16 protein-coding genes are annotated in these 17,837 nt (G+C 64.9%); 2 read left to right on the top strand and 14 right to left on the bottom strand.

The genetic code is table 11. The features are described from left to right. Position 1: 1 nt before the first annotated feature. The 4 genes from GCN78_RS23160 to GCN78_RS23175 all read right to left on the bottom strand — a co-directional run bounded on the left by GCN78_RS23160 (position 2) and on the right by GCN78_RS23175 (position 3,752). Complete coding sequence (locus GCN78_RS23160; RefSeq protein ID WP_152253795.1) at positions 2–1,396, bottom strand: sodium:solute symporter family protein; 1,395 nt, start codon at positions 1,394–1,396, stop codon at positions 2–4. Positions 1,397–1,527: 131 nt separating this feature from the next. Then, the gene (pcaD, locus tag GCN78_RS23165; protein ID WP_226939784.1) at positions 1,528–2,331 is read right to left on the bottom strand and encodes a 3-oxoadipate enol-lactonase; all 804 of its coding nucleotides are present in this window, start codon (positions 2,329–2,331) and stop codon (positions 1,528–1,530) included. 11 nt (positions 2,332–2,342) lie between these two features. Then, positions 2,343–2,633: a muconolactone Delta-isomerase gene (gene catC, locus GCN78_RS23170; protein ID WP_152253796.1), complete on the bottom strand. Its 291-nt coding sequence runs from the start codon at positions 2,631–2,633 to the stop codon at positions 2,343–2,345. A 9-nt stretch (positions 2,634–2,642) separates the two neighbouring features. Continuing rightward, a complete protein-coding gene (locus GCN78_RS23175; RefSeq protein ID WP_152253797.1) occupies positions 2,643–3,752 on the bottom strand; it encodes a muconate/chloromuconate family cycloisomerase in 1,110 nt (369 codons plus the stop codon). Between the two features lie 102 nt (positions 3,753–3,854). Here GCN78_RS23175 and GCN78_RS23180 point away from each other — a divergent pair, with 102 nt between their 5' ends. Next, positions 3,855–4,775, top strand: a complete 921-nt coding sequence (locus GCN78_RS23180; RefSeq protein WP_152253798.1) for a LysR family transcriptional regulator — start codon at positions 3,855–3,857, stop codon at positions 4,773–4,775. Here GCN78_RS23180 and GCN78_RS23185 read toward each other — a convergent pair whose 3' ends face one another. The 10 genes from GCN78_RS23185 to GCN78_RS23230 form a co-directional block, all read right to left on the bottom strand. Continuing rightward, entirely contained in the window at positions 4,776–5,159 is a 384-nt protein-coding gene (locus GCN78_RS23185; RefSeq protein WP_152253799.1) for a cytochrome c oxidase subunit Vb family protein, read from the bottom strand. Between the two features lie 56 nt (positions 5,160–5,215). After that, a complete protein-coding gene (locus GCN78_RS23190; protein WP_152253800.1) occupies positions 5,216–6,565 on the bottom strand; it encodes a PepSY-associated TM helix domain-containing protein in 1,350 nt (449 codons plus the stop codon). A gap of 8 nt (positions 6,566–6,573) precedes the next feature. Then, the gene (locus tag GCN78_RS23195) at positions 6,574–8,697 is read right to left on the bottom strand and encodes a TonB-dependent receptor family protein (protein ID WP_226939785.1); all 2,124 of its coding nucleotides are present in this window, start codon (positions 8,695–8,697) and stop codon (positions 6,574–6,576) included. A 77-nt stretch (positions 8,698–8,774) separates the two neighbouring features. Beyond that, positions 8,775–9,173 (bottom strand): DUF2946 domain-containing protein, encoded by a 399-nt coding sequence (locus GCN78_RS23200; RefSeq protein WP_226939786.1) that lies wholly within the window; start codon positions 9,171–9,173, stop codon positions 8,775–8,777. A gap of 47 nt (positions 9,174–9,220) precedes the next feature. Continuing rightward, positions 9,221–9,817, bottom strand: coding sequence for a PqiC family protein (locus GCN78_RS23205; RefSeq protein ID WP_152253801.1), 597 nt, complete (start codon positions 9,815–9,817; stop codon positions 9,221–9,223). After that, on the bottom strand, positions 9,814–11,454 hold the full coding sequence (locus GCN78_RS23210) for a PqiB family protein (protein WP_152253802.1): 1,641 nt from the start codon (positions 11,452–11,454) through the stop codon (positions 9,814–9,816). The genes GCN78_RS23205 and GCN78_RS23210 overlap by 4 nt, the downstream gene beginning before the upstream one ends. Continuing rightward, positions 11,447–12,739: a paraquat-inducible protein A gene (locus tag GCN78_RS23215; RefSeq protein ID WP_413465231.1), complete on the bottom strand. Its 1,293-nt coding sequence runs from the start codon at positions 12,737–12,739 to the stop codon at positions 11,447–11,449. Before GCN78_RS23215 ends, GCN78_RS23210 begins: the two co-directional genes overlap by 8 nt. A gap of 128 nt (positions 12,740–12,867) precedes the next feature. Then, the gene (locus tag GCN78_RS23220) at positions 12,868–14,229 is read right to left on the bottom strand and encodes an amidase (protein ID WP_152253804.1); all 1,362 of its coding nucleotides are present in this window, start codon (positions 14,227–14,229) and stop codon (positions 12,868–12,870) included. 63 nt (positions 14,230–14,292) lie between these two features. Then, on the bottom strand, positions 14,293–15,525 hold the full coding sequence (locus GCN78_RS23225; RefSeq protein WP_152253805.1) for a M20/M25/M40 family metallo-hydrolase: 1,233 nt from the start codon (positions 15,523–15,525) through the stop codon (positions 14,293–14,295). Next, positions 15,522–16,754 (bottom strand): urate hydroxylase PuuD, encoded by a 1,233-nt coding sequence (locus GCN78_RS23230; protein WP_152253806.1) that lies wholly within the window; start codon positions 16,752–16,754, stop codon positions 15,522–15,524. Before GCN78_RS23230 ends, GCN78_RS23225 begins: the two co-directional genes overlap by 4 nt. A gap of 131 nt (positions 16,755–16,885) precedes the next feature. Between GCN78_RS23230 and GCN78_RS23235 the strand changes: the two genes are divergently transcribed. Continuing rightward, entirely contained in the window at positions 16,886–17,824 is a 939-nt protein-coding gene (locus tag GCN78_RS23235; RefSeq protein ID WP_034754583.1) for a LysR family transcriptional regulator, read from the top strand. Positions 17,825–17,837: the final 13 nt, after the last annotated feature.

Here is a 17,837-nt window from a genome sequence, read left to right on the forward strand (position 1 = left end):
ATCAAGGCAGGGAGGCGGACGATTTCGCCAACGCCGGCTTGAACAAATGGCTGATGCCCATCGTCAAGAGCGGGCCGGCCAGCGCCAGGTAGGAACTGTCCACGCCGTACGGATTGCCCGCCAGGAACCAGCCGATGGTGGCGATCACGGAGACGATCACGCCGACGAAGGCGCCGCGCGGCGTGCCGAATTTCGGCGCATAGAAGGCCATCAGCACCAGCACGGCCAGGGTGGCGCGCAGGGCCTTGCCGAGGAAGGCGATCATCAGCAGCTTTTCCGCATACAGCGCCAGCACCAGCGGCAGCAGCCCCGCCACGACGATGGCGATACGCAGGAACATCAGCGATTTCGCGTCGTTCTTCGCCTTGTTATACCAGGGATCATAAAAATCCTTCATGGCCAGGGTCGCCGATGCCAGGGTGGTGGCGGAAATGCCGCCGAACAGGGCGCCGGCCAGGCCGACGATCATGATGCTGGCGGAAAACGCCGGCATGTGGGCGATCAATGTCGGAAAGGCGTCGATCGACTTCATGCCCGGATACAGCACGGCGCTGCACATGCCGATCAGGGCCGCCATGAGGCCGAACGGAATCATCAGCGACGACACGTAGTAGCAGGCGCGCTTGGCCACGGCCGGGTTGTCCGTGCTGACGAGGGCCTGGATCACGTATTGCGTGGCGAAGATGGAACCGATGCCGCCGATCATCCAGGCGATGATCTGGCCCCAGCCGATCTCGACCCAGTTGAACATCTTGGCCGGCAGCTGCGCCTGCAGCGCGCCGATGCCGCCTGTTGCTTCCAGCGCATACGCCAGCGCCAGGATCACGCCCAAGTACTTGACGATGGAGTGGGCGAAATTGGTGTACACCACCGAGCGCATGCCGCCCAGGCTGACATAAATCACGGTGATGGCGCCCACCAGTAAAATGGCCACGGTTTTATTGATGTGCAACACGGCCGCCAGCACGGCGCCGCCGCTCGCATACAGGGCCACGGCAACGATGCTCAGCGCGACAATGGTGAGGATGGATGCCGCATAGCGCACGGGTTCGCCGTAGGTTTGCGCCAGGATGCCGGAAATCGTCGACTGCCCGCTTTCCTTGTATTTTTTGACCAGCACGATGGCCAGCAGCAAGAAGCCCAGCGACAGCGCCACCAGGTTCCATGCGGCGGAAATACCCAGCTCATAACCCTTCTGGGCCGTGCCGATGCTGACGGAGCTGCCGATGAATTCCGACAGCAGCAGCGCGCCGATCAGGTAGGCGGGATAGTTGCGCCCGCCCGCCGTCATGCCTTCGGCGCTGTTGGCATGCTTGCGCACGCTATACGTAATGTACGACATGAGGGCGAAATAGCCCACCGTGACCGCGGCAATAATGATCAATCTGTTTTCCATCTGTCTACTCCAAGTCTGCTTTTCTTATTATTATTTTTCAAGAAAGCTTCCCCTGCCGCATGCCGGTCTTGCCGGTGGCGGTGCTCAGGGGAAAACCACATTCCTGCCGTACCGATACGGTACAGCAAGCCTCACAATAAAAAGGTCCGCAACTGCGCCGTAAACAAGTCCGCCGCCTCGATGTTCGAGATATGCGAGGCGGGCAAGCTTGCCAAGCGGGCGCCATTGATCTGCCGCTGCAGCCAGCGCCCGTCGTCGAGGGTGGTGACGGGATCGTGCTCGCCCGCGATGATCAGGGTGGGCACGCTGATCGTGCCGACGCCGGCGTGCAAGTCCGTCTGGGCCAGCACGTCGCAGCAGGCCGCGTAGCCGCCGGCATCCTGGCTGCGCAAAATGTCGACCAGGCGCGCCACCGCATCCGCTTCGCGCGCGATGAACTGCGGCGTGAACCAGCGCGCGGCGGCGCTGTCGGCCACCGCGGCCATGCCATCGCGGCGCACTTGTTCCGCCCGCAGCTGCCACGGCGCGGCGCCCCCGATGCGCGCCGCCGTATTTGCCAGCACGAGCTGCGTCAAGCGCCGCGGCTGGTGTATGCCCAGCCACTGGCCGATCAAGCCGCCCATGGAAATGCCGCAGAAGGCGGCGCGCGCGATATCGAGGTGATCGAGCAGCGCCACCACGTCCAGGCCCAGGCGCTCGATGCCGAATGGCGCGCCGCCGCTGGTCGACTGACCATGGCCGCGCGTGTCGTAGCGCACGACATAAAAGTCGCTGGCCAGCGCGTCCGCCTGCGCATCCCACATGGACAGGTCCGTGCCCAGGGAATTCGACAGGACCAGGCAGGGCTTACCGCGCTCGCCATCCGTGCGGTAATACAGGCCGACACCGTCGACCTCGCACATTCTCCCTGCACTGCCGTTGTCTATCTGCGTCATCGCACGTCTCCTCAGGAATCGTCGTCGCGCACCGACGAAGGATGGCGGCACAGCGGCATCACGTCGATCTGCATGTAAGGGAACAGCGGCAAGGAAGTGAGCAAGTTGTGCAGCTCGTCCACGCTGTCCACGTCGAAGACGCTGATGTTGGCGTACTGGCCGGCGATGCGCCACAGGTGGCGCCACTTGCCCTCGTGCTGCAGGCGCTGCGCCAGTTCCCTCTCCGTCTGCTTGAGCTGCGCCGCCTGTTCGGCGGGCATGTCCAATGGCAGGTTCACGTTCATGCGTACATGGAATAACATGGTCTCTCCTTATTGACGCTGCATGGCGCGCAGCTTGTCCATATCGATCTCGACGCCCAGGCCCGGGCCAGTCGGCACTTGCAGCATGAAGTCGCGGTACACGAGCGGCTCGCGCAGGACTTCCTGCGTCAGCAGCAGTGGCCCGAACAGCTCCGTGCCCCAGGCCAGTTCGGCAAACGTGGAACACACGTGGGCCGTGGCGGCCGTGCCGACGCCGCCTTCGAGCATGGTGCCGCCGTACAGGCCCACACCGGCCAGGCGCGCCACGGTGGCCACTTCCAGCGCGGGCAGCAAGCCGCCAGACTGGGTGATCTTGACCGCATACACGTCGGCCGCATCGGCCTGCGCCAGCGCCAGCGCGTCGGCGGGACCATGCAAGGCTTCGTCGGCCATGATGGCCACGTCGAAGCGCTGTTTCAGGCGCGCCAGCGCGGCGCGGTTGCCCGCCTTGACGGGCTGCTCGATCAGGTCGATGCCGCCCGCTTCCAGCGCGGCGATGCCGCGCACGGCGTCCGTCTCGCTCCAGGCCTGGTTGACGTCGACGCGCACGCTGGCCCGTTCGCCCAGCGCCCGCTTGATCTCCAGCACGTGGGCCACATCGTCCATCACGTCGCGCAAGCCGATCTTCAGCTTGAAGATGCGGTGGCGGCGCAAGTCCAGCATTTTTTCCCCTTCCGCGATATCGCGCGCGGTGTCGCCGCTGGCCAGCACCCAGGCCACGGGCAGTTCATCGCGCACGCGGCCGCCCAGCAATTCCGACAGCGGCACGTTCAGGCGGCGCGCCTGCGCGTCCAGCAGCGCCGTCTCGATCGCGCACTTGGCGAAGCGGTTGCCCTGGATGGCCTTGCGCACCCTGGCCATCGCCTTGGCCACTGCGCTCGCTTCCATGCCGACCAGCAGCGGCGCGATATAGGTATCGATATTCGTCTTGATGCTTTCCGGGCTTTCGCCGCCGTAGCCCAAGCCGCCGATGGTGGTCGCTTCGCCCCAGCCCGTGATGCCGTCGGCGCAACGCAGCCGCACCAGCACCAGGGTTTGCGTATTCATGGTGGCGACGGACATCCGGTGCGGACGGATGGTTGGCACATCGACCAGGTAGGTCTCGATATTTTGAATCATATTTATTCCGTATAATTCTGTGGAGTGGAGACACGATATTCCCCGAACGCCCCCACGTCCAACACCGAGTTGGTATCAAACCTATACCTGAAAGGTATGAAGATGGAATTACGGCACTTGCGTTACTTCGTCGCGGTCGCAGAGGAAAGGAACTTCACGCGGGCGGCCGCGCGCCTGCACATCGCGCAGCCGCCGCTGAGCCGGCAGATGCAGCAACTGGAAGAAACCCTGGGCGTGGCGCTGATCGAAAAGGGGTCACGGCCGCTGCGGCTGACGGAAGCGGGCGAGTTTTTTCTGGCCCACGCGCGCCCCCTGCTCGACCAGGTGCGCGACCTGCAGGCGATGACGCAACGCGTCGGCAAGCTGGAACGCACCCTATCGATCGGCTTCGTCGCCTCGACCCTGTATGGGGAATTGCCCGACATCGTGCACCGCTATCGCGAACGCCATCCCGAGGTCGACGTGACCCTGCATGAAATGACGACGGTGCAGCAGCTCAAGGCCCTGAAGGAAGGCCGTATCGACGTCGGTTTCGGGCGCCTGAAAAGCGAAGACCCCAGCATCCGCCGCATCCTGCTGCGCGAGGAGCGCCTGGTGGTGGCCCTGCCGCCCGGCCACCGGCTGGCCAAGGGGGAAGGCGGATTGCGCCTGACGGACCTGGTGCACGAAACCCTGCTCGTGTATCCGAAAGCGCCCCGCCCCAGCTTTGCCGACCAGGTGCTGGGCATGTTCAGCGAAGGCAATGTCACGCCCGGCCCCGTCACGGAAGTGCGCGAACTGCAGATTTCCATGGGACTGGTGGCGGCTGGCCAGGGCATTTCCATCGTGCCGGAAAGCGTGCAAGCCATGCATCACCGGAACGTCGTGTACCGCAAGCTGGACGACAAGCATGCGTTCTCGCCCATCTTATTCAGCATGCGGCATATGGATCGCTCGCCGGAGCTGGACAACCTCCTCGCCGCCGTGTACTCGATCTACGATGAACACGGCATCGCGCACGTCAAGGAAAGCCTGTCGCAGTGATTACGCGGCGTCGGCCAGCAATTCGGGGCGCAGCGCGCGGATGCGCAGCTCCGTGAAATAACCGCCCGCCTCGTTGTAGCGCAGGTAGTGCCGGCCGCAGTCCAGGCAGCGGGCCACCTGACTCAGGTTGGCGGGATAGTAGCGCGGTGCGATGGGCGCGTCGACGCTGTCGTAGTGCGTGCCGTGCGGGTGGTACTCGTCAAACGTCGGTTCCTCGTACGGGTCTTCGCGCAGGGTGCCGATTTCTGCAAACCGGTCCAGCTCCAGCGAGGTGGGCAGGCGCTGCCAGGCGTCCAGCGGGACGGCGCAGCAGCTGCATGGTTTGGTCACCAGCGCCGACGCGGCGGCCAGTGCGGACAAGGCGGGAAAATCGATGAATTTCATGGTCAGCCAAGACAAAGGAGCGGCCCTTGGCAACGAGCCTGGCCGCGCCCCTCATTCTAGCGCAGCCACATCCGGCCAATACGCGGCCCGCATTTTGCGAGGCCCAGCTCCAGCAGCATCAGCATGCACGCGGAAATGAGCAGCAGCGGCATCAGCGCGCACATGGCGGCCGCCACCAGCCAGGCCAGCGCGGAAGGCGAGGTCCAGGCGCCGGGCAGCAGCTTGGGCAAGCCCAGCGAGCCTGGCAAGCGCCGCTTGAAAAACATCACCCAGCCCGACACCAGCGAGAACAGCACGCTGGCGCCGAACAGCAGCAGCAAGGCCTGGTTCCACCAGCCGAATTCGCCGCGGTGGAATGGAATGCCGATGGCCGTGGCCTTGCCGAACGCCGTCTGCGCCTCCCACCCCGCATAGTACAAAGGCTTGCCGCTGTAGGCGTCGAACTGCAGGTCGAAGCGCAAGGTGGGCTGGCTGCGGTCGGCCATGGTGGCGCGCCACACATCGTCCTGGCCGGCCGGCGCCGTCAGCTGCACGGCGATGGCGGGCGCATGGCTGCGCGCCACCTGCCAGGCGCCCTGCCAGTCGAGCGGAGCACCTTCCTCGCGCGAATGCAGACCGCGCGGCACGGGCGGCGGCGCCTGGCCGCTGACGTCGCGCAGCGCGCGGATGCGACCACCCGCCTGCTGGCTCCACGTCAGCCCTGTCGTCAGGATCACGACACTGACGACGCCGAGCGCCACGCCGAGAAACGCATGCCACTGGCGCCAGCCATTGCGACCGCGCGCGCCCCGCTTCGGCAAGCCCGATTGCGCGCCCCGCGGCCACCACAGCACCACGCCCGTCACCAGCATCACCATCAGCCAGCTGGCGGCCAGCTCGATCATCCAGCGCCAGCCATCGTTTTGCAGCAGGCGCGAATGCAGCTTTTTCGCCCAGTTGCCGAAGCGCTCGCCGCTCGCCAGCGTACCGAGTACGCGCGCATCATACGGATTCACATACACGATGATGGCTTGCGCGGGCAGGCCGAACTTCGGTCTGGCGGGCGTGGCCGGCGCGACATGTCCGCCATGGCCCGCATGCTCATCCTGCGCACTGCCGGACGGCGCGAACGCCACCTGCACCGCGTCGTCCTGCTGGAACGGCGGCACCACGTGCTGCACTGCCCAGCCGCGCGGCGCGGCCCGTTCCGCCCCCGCCACGGCGGCATCCAGCGGCAGCATCGAGCCCTGCGGCGCCACGTGATCGAGGTGCTGGTACAGCCTTGCCTCGATCTGCGGCGTGAACACGTACAAAATACCCGTCAGGGTGGCCACCAGGGCAAACGGCGAGGCGATCAGCGCGGCCCAGAAGTGGATGCGCCAGTACAGACTTTTGCGACGCGCGATGAGAAAGGTGAAATCGTCCATGGCCAGCCTCACAGTGCGTTGAAGGTATAGCCCAGGCCCAGCATCACGCTGCGAGGCGCACCGGGTGTGTACTGGTTCTGGCTGTTCGGCGCATAGCTGCCCGTGCCCGAGTAACTGCTGCTGGCCGAATCGGCATAGCGCTTGTCGGCTACATTGCGCACCTGCGCCCACGCTTCCAGGCCGCGCGCGATCTGGTAGCTGGCGCGCAGGTTCAGCAAGGCGTGGCCCTGGTATTCCACCGTGTTGGCATTGTTCATCCAGTAGCGACCCTGGTGCACGGCTTCAAGCGCGATACGCGCGCCGGCCACGGGCTTGTAGCCGATCTCGATCGAGGTGATGTCGCGCGGCGCCTGCGGCATGGCGCGTCCGCTGTAATCGAGGGTACTGGAGACCTGGTAGCGCAGGTAGCGGTGGCGCGCGATGGCCGTGGCGAAGCGCGCGTCGAACGGGCCGCTGTCGTAGTTCAGGCCCAGCTCCAGTCCTTCGCTGCGCGTGCGGCCCGCATTGCGGTTTTCGCTGTTGCCCGGCGAGAGCGTGTAGCTGACGATGGTGTCGCGCCCGTCGAGCCGGTACAGGGCCGTGTCGAGTTTCAAGCGGCCCTGCAGGAAGGCCCAGCGCAAGCCCAGCTCATAGTTGTTGTAGACGGACGGTTGCAGATCGGCGATGCCCGTCTTGCCATACAGCTGGCTCACCTCGGGTGGCGTAAAACCCTGGCTGACGTTCGCATACGCGCTGCCCGCATGGCCGATGGCATAGGTGGCGCCCAGCTTCGGGCTGACATGCGAAAAGCTGCGCGACTCGTCGGGCGCGCCATAATTGACGCTGCCGCCGGGCGCCAGCCTGTTATGGTAATCGTAGCGGATGGCGTCGGAGCGCCCGCCCAGCACCACGCGCGCGCCCGCCAGCGGAGAAAATTCCCATTGCGCGAAGACGGCCGTGTTGAGGATATCCGTCTGGTAGTCGCGCACGCCCTGCGGATTGCTGGCATTGGCCAGCGTGTAGCGCAGGTAGCGGCCCGTGGCGGCATCGCGCACGATGGACAGGTTATCGCTGACAAAGGGATTGTCGCTCTTGTCCACATACACGCCGGCGATCAGGCGCGAGCGCAGCCAGGCGAATTCCTGCTGGTGCTTCACATCCAGGCCCAGCGAATCGACGTGGTTGTTGTTGATGATGCCCTTGCACAGCATGCCAGCGCAACTACCGATCGAGTACGCGGGAATCTGCCCATGGTCGTTCTTGCGCGTAAACACGGTAACGGTGCTCGTGCCATGGGCCATCGTCGCGCCCTCCCACGCCAGGTTCATGCGCGTGGTCTTGTCCTTGCGGTAGGTGAACGTGTTCAGGCTCTTGCCGGGGTCATTGCGGTAATCGTTCTCGAACAGGCTGCCCGTCATGGCCGCATCGAGATCCGTGTGGACGATGGTGGCGCGCAGCTGCGAGGTGGGACTGAGCACATAGTCGGCGCGCAGCGAAAACGAATCCTTGTCGCCATAGCTGTACTCTTGCCAGTTGTCGCGCGAACGGCGCGAACTGTAATGGGAAAAGCGCAGTCCCAGCGGGCCCCAGGTATCGCTGGCGGACGTGTCGTAGCGGGTGAAGCCGGCCACGCTGTCGCGTCGCACGCCCACCTTGGCCGTCGGCGTGGCGCTGGCGCCGGCCGTGAGGAAATTGACGGCGCCGCCCACCGCATTGCTGCCGTACAGCGAGGAGGCGGCACCCTTCACCACTTCCACGCCGCTGGCGCCCGCCATGTTCATCTCGTTGAGCGAGTTATGGTTGAAGACGCCCAGCGGACGGATGGGGATGCCGTCTTCCAGGTATTGGTAGACGGCATTCGTGCCGATGGGCTGGCGGATGCTCATGCTGTGCTGCTCGTTGCCCAGGTCATTCCAGTACACGCCGGCGATGCGGTTGAGGATATCGCCCATGGTCTTGGGCTTGTCGCGCTCCAGCGTCTTCGCATTGACGACGCCGATGGCCTGCGGCGTCTCGGACAGCCACGCTTGCGCGCGCGAGCCGGAGACGACGACGGTGTCGATGGGGTGGTCGGTTTGGTCAAGTTGCTGCGCCTGCGCGCACGGATAAGCCAGGGCGATGGCGACGGCCAGCACCAATGATTTCTTGTTCATGTGATTCTCGTATAAGTGTGCGGATGCGGCGCGTCACACCGCGAGGTGGACAGCGCCAACATTGAAAAAGCAAAAACCTAGACGAGGCTTGGCGGCGCGCGCGACTGCGCGGTGGACCAGATGAACAGCGGTGCGGGAGACTGGTAGTAGAGGGCCGGGAAAATGGCCGTGCCGCTGGCCACAAGCAGCGGCAGCACGGGGCTGGCGGGCGGCAGCCCGACGGAACCCGCATGCGTGGAACAGAAGGCGCAATGCTCCATCTGCATGGCCTTGCCGCCAGACTTGCCATCGGCGGCGCCATCATCAAGCTGGACGAAGCGTATGCCGGCCACCGAGCAGATTTCCGCCCAGCCGGAACCCGACTCCTGCTTGGCGTTGGCGACGGCCTGGGAAATCGATGGCGCGAGCGCCGCCAGCAGGATCGCGAAACAGGCGATCCAGGCGGCAAAGCGGCGCGTGAACAAGGTCATTCCCATGGCCGCATTTTACCAGCGGCCGCCGGGACTGGGTAGCGGAAAGGGGCTCAGGCGGCCGGGCAGGCGGCGTTGCCGTTGTCAAAAGCGCGCACCACGCTCGCCGTATCGGCGGCGATGCGGTTCACCGCGCGGCGGTGCCCCAGCACCAGCTCATCGTAGCCGGCGCCCACCTTTTCATTGGCGATCGTGCGGCAGGTGACCACCTTGTTGCTGGCCATCTGGCGCACGCTCCACACGGCGTCGATCAGCGCATACTGGCCCATCACGGACTCGAAACGCTGCACATTGGTGCTGATGCGGTACACGGGCAGGTTGTCCGGATGCGGCGTGCGGAACACGTCGATGGCGCCCAGGTCGTTCGTCACGGCCGTCGACAGGGCCTGGCCGATCTCGCCGGCCAGCGGCCCCGCCCAGCGCTGCTGCTCCAGCAATTCGATGCGGCCCGATGGCGCCGTCACGACAAACTGGTTGCGGCTCACCTGCTGCGGCACGCTGACGGCCAGCACCTCGACATAGTATTTCACGGGCTTGGCCGGCTGCGCGTCGGCGCCGCCGCTGAGCGTATAGAAATGCTCGGGTTGGGGCGTGGAGCAGGCGCCCAGCAGGCTGGCCATCATCAAAAGCGCGAAAATTGGCTGCTTCATTTTTTCTCATCTCCTTTTTTACCGCGGATCAGGGACTCTGGGTGGCGTTCCAGGTAATCCGACAGGGCATTGAGCGATTGCAGGGTTTGCGTCAGTTGCTGCAAGGCCTGGCGCACGTCCGACTGCAGCGGCGAATCCTTTTGCAGCACCTGTTCGGCCGTGCCGAAGGTCTGTTTCGCCGCCGTCAGGGTATCGCGCATTTCCGGCACCACCTGGCCATCGAGCTGCTTGAACAGGGTATTGGCCTGCTTGATGGTGGCGTTCAGGTTGTTGCCGATCTCCGCGTACGGCACCTGATCGAGCTTGCGGGCGATGCTGGCGATCTGCGTCTGCAATTCATCAAGGGTATTCGGCACGGTCGGCACTTCCAGCGGATATTTGTTCAGGTCCAGCGCCACCTTCGGCGCTTTCGGGAAGAAGTCCAGCGCGATGTACAGCTGGCTGGTGAGCAGGTTGCCCGTGCGTAGCTGGGCGCGCAGTCCGCGGCTGACCATGCGTTCGAGCAGCTGATGGCCGGCCGAACCTTCCTCATCGTCGACGGCGGCCTTGAAGCGCATGCCCAGGCGGGCCGGGTACAGGTTGACGGTGACGGGCATGCGGAAGTTCTTCTTCACGGGATCGAACTCGATGCCCACCGAACGCACTTCGCCCAGCACGATGCCGCGGAAGTCCACCGTGGCGCCAGGCTGCAAGCCGCGCAGGGACTGGTCGAAATAGAACACGGTCGTAATGGCTTCGCCATCGGGCTCGCGCATGGCGCTGGCCTCGTCGGCCGCCAGGCGGAAATTGGTATTGGCCGGCGCCGGTTCTTCGGGCTTGCGGCCATTTTCCGCCTCGAAGGCGATACCGCCCACCAGCATGGCCGCCAGCGATTGCGTATTCAATTTGAAGCCGTTCGAATCGAGGCGCACGTCGACGCCGCTGGCATGCCACCAGCGCGCATTCTTGCCGACGAACTGGTCGTACGGCGCATTCACGAAGACCGACATGGTGATGCCGTTGCCATCCTTGTCCAGCGCGAAGCTGACCACTTTGCCCACGCGCAGACGGTGGAAGAACAGGGGCGAGCCCACGTCGACGGAGCCGAGGCTGTCCGCATGCAAGGTGTACAGCTTGCCCTTCTGGTCGCCGGCCACGGCGGGCGGACTCTCCATGCCGATGAAATTGTCCTTCTTGGCTTCCGACTTGCCCGTGTCGACGCCGATATAGGCGCCCGACAGCAAGGTGCCCAGCCCCGTCACGCCGCTGGCGCCGATCTGCGGGCGCACCACCCAGAAACGCGAATCGGCGGTGGCGAAGCGGCGCGCTTCCTTGCTCATGTCGATCGTCACCAGCACCTTGCTCAAGTCGTCGCCCAGGGTGATGGCGCGCACCTGGCCGATATCGACATCCTTGTATTTGACCTTGGTCTTGCCAGGCTCCAGGCCTTCGGCGCTCTTGAAGCTGACCGTCACCGTGGGTCCCTGGTCGAGGATGGACTTGGCCGCCAGGCCGGCGCCGATCAGCGCGGCCAGCAGCGGAATGAGCCACACCAGCGACGGCAGCCAGCGGCTGCCCTGTTCCACATCGGGTTCCGGCAACGGGGGGACGCCCTGGCCACCCGTTTCGGCAAGGCCGCCCGCTTCTTTGTCAGACATGCTGTTCTCCAATCACTGTATTGTTTCCGGTATTTGCCACCACCACGGGTTCTTCCTCGCCAGGCACCTGCCCATCGACGGGGTCCCAGATCAGGCGCGGGTCGAACTGCATCGCCGCCAGCATGGTCAGCACCACCACGGCGCCAAAGGCCAGCGCGCCGGGACCAGCCGTGATCACGGCCAGCGACTTGAAGCGCACCAGCGCCACCGTCAGGGTGACGACAAAGATGTCGAGCATGGACCAGCGGCCGATGAATTCGACCATGCGGTACAAGATGGTGCGCTGGCGCGGCCGCCAGCGCGAACGCCGCTGCGCGGTGAACGCCAGCAGCGCCAGCACGCCCAGCTTGAGCATGGGCACGACCACGCTGGCGATGAAAATGATGATGGCCAGGCCCTTCGAGCCGCTGGTCCAGAACAGCACCACTCCGCTCATGATGGTGTCGTCCTGCGCGCCGAACAGCGATTGCGTCACCATCACGGGCAGCAGGTTGGCGGGAATGTAGAGGATCATGGCGGCGATCAGCAAGGCCCAGGTACGGTTGATGCTGTCCGGTTTGCGCACGTGCAGGGCCGTGCCGCAGCGCACGCACGCCAGGTGCCGGCCCTTGCCCAGCGGCGGCGCCACGAGGCCGCAGGCATGACAGGGCAGCACCTTCTCGCCCGATGCGAAAGCCTTGTAGCGGATGCCGGGCAGCGCCTGGCGGGTCAGGTCGTCGCCCAGGTTCCACAGGGCCTTGGGGTCGAACGAGACGACGATGGCCAGCATCAGGGTCAGCGCGCCAAACGCGAACAAGCCCGGTTGCGGCAGCACCGTGGCCAGGCTGGTCATCTTGACGACGGTGATCAGGATGCCGATCATCAGCACCTCCGTCATGCCCCATTCGCGCGCCGTCTGCACGGCGCGCAGCACGCGGTTGAAGCCCGGCACCTTGACGCCGCCGCGCAAGCCCAGCGCCACATACAGCAGCGAACCGAGTTCGATGGCGGGAAAGAGGATGGTAAACAGGAAGACCATCGTCGCCACGATGTGCATCTGCTCGGACCACAGCACGCGGATGGAGCCGAGCAAGGTGGCGCTGGACGTTAGGCCATTGACGTCGAGTTCGACGATGGGGAAAAACTGGGCGATCAGGAAGACGAAGGCGGCGCCCAGGGTCAGCGCCACCACCTTGGTCAATTCGGCCAATGCGCCGCGCGCATGCGCGCCCCGGTACAGCACCGAACGGCAACGGATGCAGCGCGCCTTTTCGCGGGGACGCAGCGGACGTTTGCGGTACAGCACGCCGCAGTCATGACAGCTAATCAGGTCGTATCGGTGCACAGTGTGAAGTTTGCCGGCGCCCGCAGCGCGACTATCCCATGTCAATGCCAGCCATCATGACAGAATTGGCATTTTCCTGCACTACGGCACTATTCTTTTTCACGCCCCCGCAACAGCGCCTCCACGGCGCGTCCGATCTGCAGCACTTGATCGTCGGCGCCCGCCAGGGCGCAAATACCCAGGCCCACGGGCAGTTCGCCGTCGGCATGGCACGGCAGCGACAGCGCGCAGCCATTGAGGAAGTTGATCACGCTGGCGTTGCGCAGCACCAGGCCATTCGTGGCAAAGAAGGTGGCGTCGTCCGCTTCCAGCGGTGCGACTTGCGGCGCCAGTATGGCCACGCTGGGCATCAGCCAGGCGTCGAACGGCGCCAGACGCTGCCTGGCGATGGCGATCAGGCGCGCGCGCGCATCGAGCAAGTCGATGTAGTCGGCCGCGCCCTGCTGCTGGCCGCGGCGGATGCGCGCCGCCACGCGCTGGTCGTACTGCGCGCCCTTCTCTTCAAGCAGCGCCCTGTGCCAGTGCCAGGCTTCCGCCGCCACCAGGCCGCCGCCGCCATTGATGCCCGGCAGTTCCAGCAGTTCGGGAAAATCGAACTGCGCGACTTGGGCGCCGGCTTGCCGCAGCTTGTCCAGCGCGGCGTCGAAAGCCTGCCGCACCGGCGGCTCCACGTGCGTGCCGACGTAGTCAAGGGTAAAGCCGAAGCGCAAGCCCTTTAATGCCGATACGCCGTCGGCGACCGCCTTGCCCGACAAGGCCGCGTACAGGATGGCGCAGCAATCGACGCTGCGCGCGATGGGGCCGGCCGAATCGAGGGAGCGCGACAAGGGCACCGTGCCGGTCAGCGGCACGGAAGCGGCCGTCGGCTTGAAACCCGTCAGGCCGCAAAAGGCGGACGGGATGCGGATCGAGCCGCCCGTGTCCGTGCCCAGCGCGCCGGCCGCCATGTCCAGCGCCACCGTCACGGCGCCGCCCGAGGTGGAGCCGCCCGCCACGCGCGCGCCGTCGTGCGGATTGCGTGGCGTGCCGTAATGGGGATTCAGGCCCAGGCCGGAAAACGCGAATTCGCTCATGTTGGTGCGCCCCAGCAGGATGGCGCCGGCCGCGCGCAGGCGCGCCACGGCACCGGCATCCACAACGGCGGGCGGCGCGCCGGCCAGCGCCAGCGAGGCGGCGCTGCTGACCTGTCCCCTGACGTCGAACAGGTCCTTGATCGAGATGGGCACGCCGGCCAGCGGCGAAGGCACCCAGCCGGCGGCACGCGCCGCATCGCTGGCGCGGGCCTCGGCCAGCGCCTGTGCGCCATCGAGGCTGACATACGCATGGCCGCCCTGCGCCCGGTGCGCCTCGGCGCGCGCCAGCATCCGTTCCGTCAGTGCCACGCTGGTGATGCGGCCGGCGGCCAGGTCGGCCGCCAGTTCTCTTATCGTCCTCTTGCCAGTCAAATCCATGCTGCCTCCTCGATTTTCCAGGCATGCATCTTACCGGATGCAAGCGGCATGGTCGCCGCCTCGTCAAGCGGCCAGGAAGTCGAGCAGAGTCAGGGCGACGATCTTGCTGGCCTTGCGCAAGTCGTCGAGCGCCAGGCGCTCGTCGGCCTTCTTCGCGTTCGATTCGGGCACCGTGCGCGGGCCGGCGCCATACAGCACGGCAGGAATGCCCCGTTCGCCATACAGGCGCGCATCCGCATACAGGGGCGTGCCGACGGCGGGTATCGTCTCGCCGAGGATGGCTTGCGCATTTTTCTGCAGGCTGCCGACCAGTTGCTCGGAGCCGGGCAAGGGCCGCAGCGCGTGCGACAGCAGCAGGCGGCGGATCTCGATGCGGATGCCAGGCTCGCCGCGCACGGCGTCCTCGATCAGCGCGCGCACCTGCGCTTCCACCGCCACCGGGTCTTCTTCCGGGATCATGCGGCGGTCCATCTTCATGACGACCTTGCCCGGCACCACATTGGTGTTCGTGCCGCCGTCGATGCGGCCCACCAGCATGGTGGGCGAGTCGATCCCCGCCACCTTGGACTTGATCTTCTTCAGCTCCGGCAGCTGGCCGTAGATGGCGTTGAGGATCTTGTTGGCCGCCTGCAGCGCGTCGTATCCCGTCTCCGGCATGGAACCGTGGCCAGACTTGCCATGCACGGTGATTTCCAGCTGCAGACAGGCGTTGTGCGCCGTCACGATGCCGTAGCTGAAACCGGCGGCGATGACGAAATCGGGCTTCGTCAGCTGCTGTTCCAGCAGCCAGCCCGGCCCCAGCAAGCCGCCGAATTCCTCGTCGTAGGTGAAATGCAGTTCCAGCTGGCCCTTCAAGGGAATGCCCAGCGCCTCGAGCGCGCGCGCGGCGAATACATAGGTGGCGAAATCGCCCTTCGAGACGGCCGTCGCGCGGCCATACATATAGCCGTTGTCGATCTGACCGCCATATGGCGGATACGTCCAGTTGTCGCCGGGCGGCACCACGTCGCCATGCGCATTCAGGGCCACCGTCGGCCCGCCCGCGCCATACGGACGGCGCACGATCAGGTTGGTGATGCTTTGCATGCCATACGCCTCGACCTGGTCCGCTGGCACCGCGTGCTTCTCGGCGTTCCAGCCATACGCCCGCAGCAACTGCGCCACCAGCTCCGCATGCGGCGCATTATTGCCGGGCGGGGTATCCGTCGGCTGCCGCACCACCTGCTGTAAAAAGGCGACTTCTTCGTCGAAGTGTTCGTCGATCCAGGTCGTGATTCGTTCCGCGTGCGTTGTCATTTTGCTCCTTGCATGGTCAGTTGCAGCCAGGCGCCCAATTCGCTGCGCTCGGCCTCCGTCATATTGGTCAGGTTCCCGATCGGCATGGCTTTCAGTTCGATGGCCTGCTTGTAGATTTGCGCCGCGTGCTGGCGGATTTCCGTTTCATTATCCAGCATCATGCCGGCCGGCGCCGTGGCAAAACCCGCTTGCGTGGGCCGGGCCGAATGGCAGGTGGCGCAGCGCTGAGCGATGATGGCATGCACGTGCTTGAACTGCGCGGCCGGGTCCGCCGCCGGCGCGGCCGCGATGGCCACGGGCGCTTTCGGCGCGATGGCCACGGCCACCGCCACCAGCAAGGCCACGCCGAGAGCCGGGTAGCGCCACTCGACACGACCCTTGTGGCGCAGGTTGAAGAAGTGGCGAATGAAGACGCCGGCCGCCATGATCAGCGCCAGCACCAGCCATGCATGATCGTTCCGATAGGTCATCGCATAGTGGTTGCTGATCATGATGAACAGCACGGGCAAGGTAAAGTAATTGTTATGCACGCTGCGCTGCTTGGCCTTCTGGCCGTGCTTCGGATCGGGCAGCTTGCCGGCGGCCATGGCTTCGACCATCTTGCGCTGGCCGGGAATGATCAGCATCAGCACATTGGCCACCATGATGGTGCCGATCATGGCGCCCACGTGGATGTAGGCTGCGCGCCCGCTGAGCAAATGCGTGAGCACATACGCGGCGCCGACGATCAGCGCGAACACCGTCACGCCGAACCACAGTTCATATTGCGCCAGCTTCGAGCGGCACAGCAAGTCGTACACCGTCCAGCCGATTGCGAGGGTGGCGATGCCGATGCCGACTGCCTGGCCGCTGGAAATGTCGGCCACGGATTTGTCGATCATCATGGCCTGGGCATTGAAATAGTAGGCAATGGTCAGCAGCGCAAAGCCGGACAGCCAGGTCGAATACGCTTCCCACTTGAACCAGTGCAGTTCCTTCGGCAGTTCGGCGGGCGCCACCAGGTATTTTTGCGGGTTGTAGAAACCACCGCCATGCACGGCCCACAATTCTCCCGACACGCCCTTCTTCGCCAGCTCGGAGCCGGGTGCGGGCGGTCGGATCGAGTTGTCGAGCCAGACGAAATAAAAGGAAGCACCGATCCAGGCGATGCCCGTGATGACGTGCAGCCAGCGGACGATCAGGTTCAGCCACTCCAGGCCGTACGGGATCAGGTAGGCAAATACTTCCATAAATTTCCTCTAGTCAGACCGAACCAATATTCGTGCCAATCTACACAAGATAAACGGATTTACCGCCCATCACATGAAAAATATCGTATATTTGACATATTCAAATCGATATACAACAGAGCCGCCGCCACATGTCCAGCCTGCCGCAACACCTCGACCTGCACCTGATCCGCATCCTCTACCTGCTGCTGGTGGAAAAGAATGTCTCGCGCGTGGCGCTCAAACTCAATCAGCCGCAGCCTTCGATTTCCGCCTCCTTGCGCAAGCTGCGCGAACTGACGGGCGACCCGCTGCTCGTGCGCGGCGCGCGCGGCATGGTGCCCACCCAGCATGGCGAAAGCCTGCTCAATCCGGCCAAGCGCATCCTCGACCAGACGGAAAGCCTGTTCGTCAAGAAGACGCCGTTCGTCGCACAGGAAGAGGCGCGCACCTTCCATATCGCCGCGCCCGACTACCTGGACAGTCAGTTCCTGCCCAACGTGGTGGCCCTGCTGCGCCGCGGCTCGCCGAAGAGCCGCGTCGTGCTGCACAGCCTGGGGCCGGGCATCGACCATATCCGCCAACTGTCCGATGGTGGCCTGGACCTGGTGATCGCCAACTGGGACGAGCCGCCCGCGCACCTGCACATCTCGAAGCTGTTCGAAGACCCCATCATCTGCGCCATGCATGCGGAAAACGCCTATGCGCGCCGCACGGCCAGCGACGCCATGACGCTGGACGATTATCTGAGCCTGCCCCACGTGGCGCCGTCGCAGATGATGCCCGGCTACCACGGCGTGATCGATTCCTTCCTCGAACGGCAAAACCTGCAGCGCAACGTGGTGGTGGAATCGGCGTATTTCGGCCTGATCCCCTACATGCTGACGCAGACGGACCTGGTGCTCACCACGGGCCGGCAATTCATGCGCTTCTATGAAAAGACGCTGCCGCTGAAAACGTATACCGTGCCCCTGAAATTCCCGCCCATGCGCTTTTACCAGTTGTGGCACCAGCGCGTGCATCAGGCGCCCGAGCACAAATGGCTGCGCGACCAGGTCAGCGCGGCCGCCAAGGCGCTGGTGCAGCGATAGCCGCTATCAGCAC

Source organism: Janthinobacterium rivuli (assembly GCF_009208735.1).
Classification (GTDB): Bacteria; Pseudomonadota; Gammaproteobacteria; order Burkholderiales; family Burkholderiaceae_D; genus Janthinobacterium.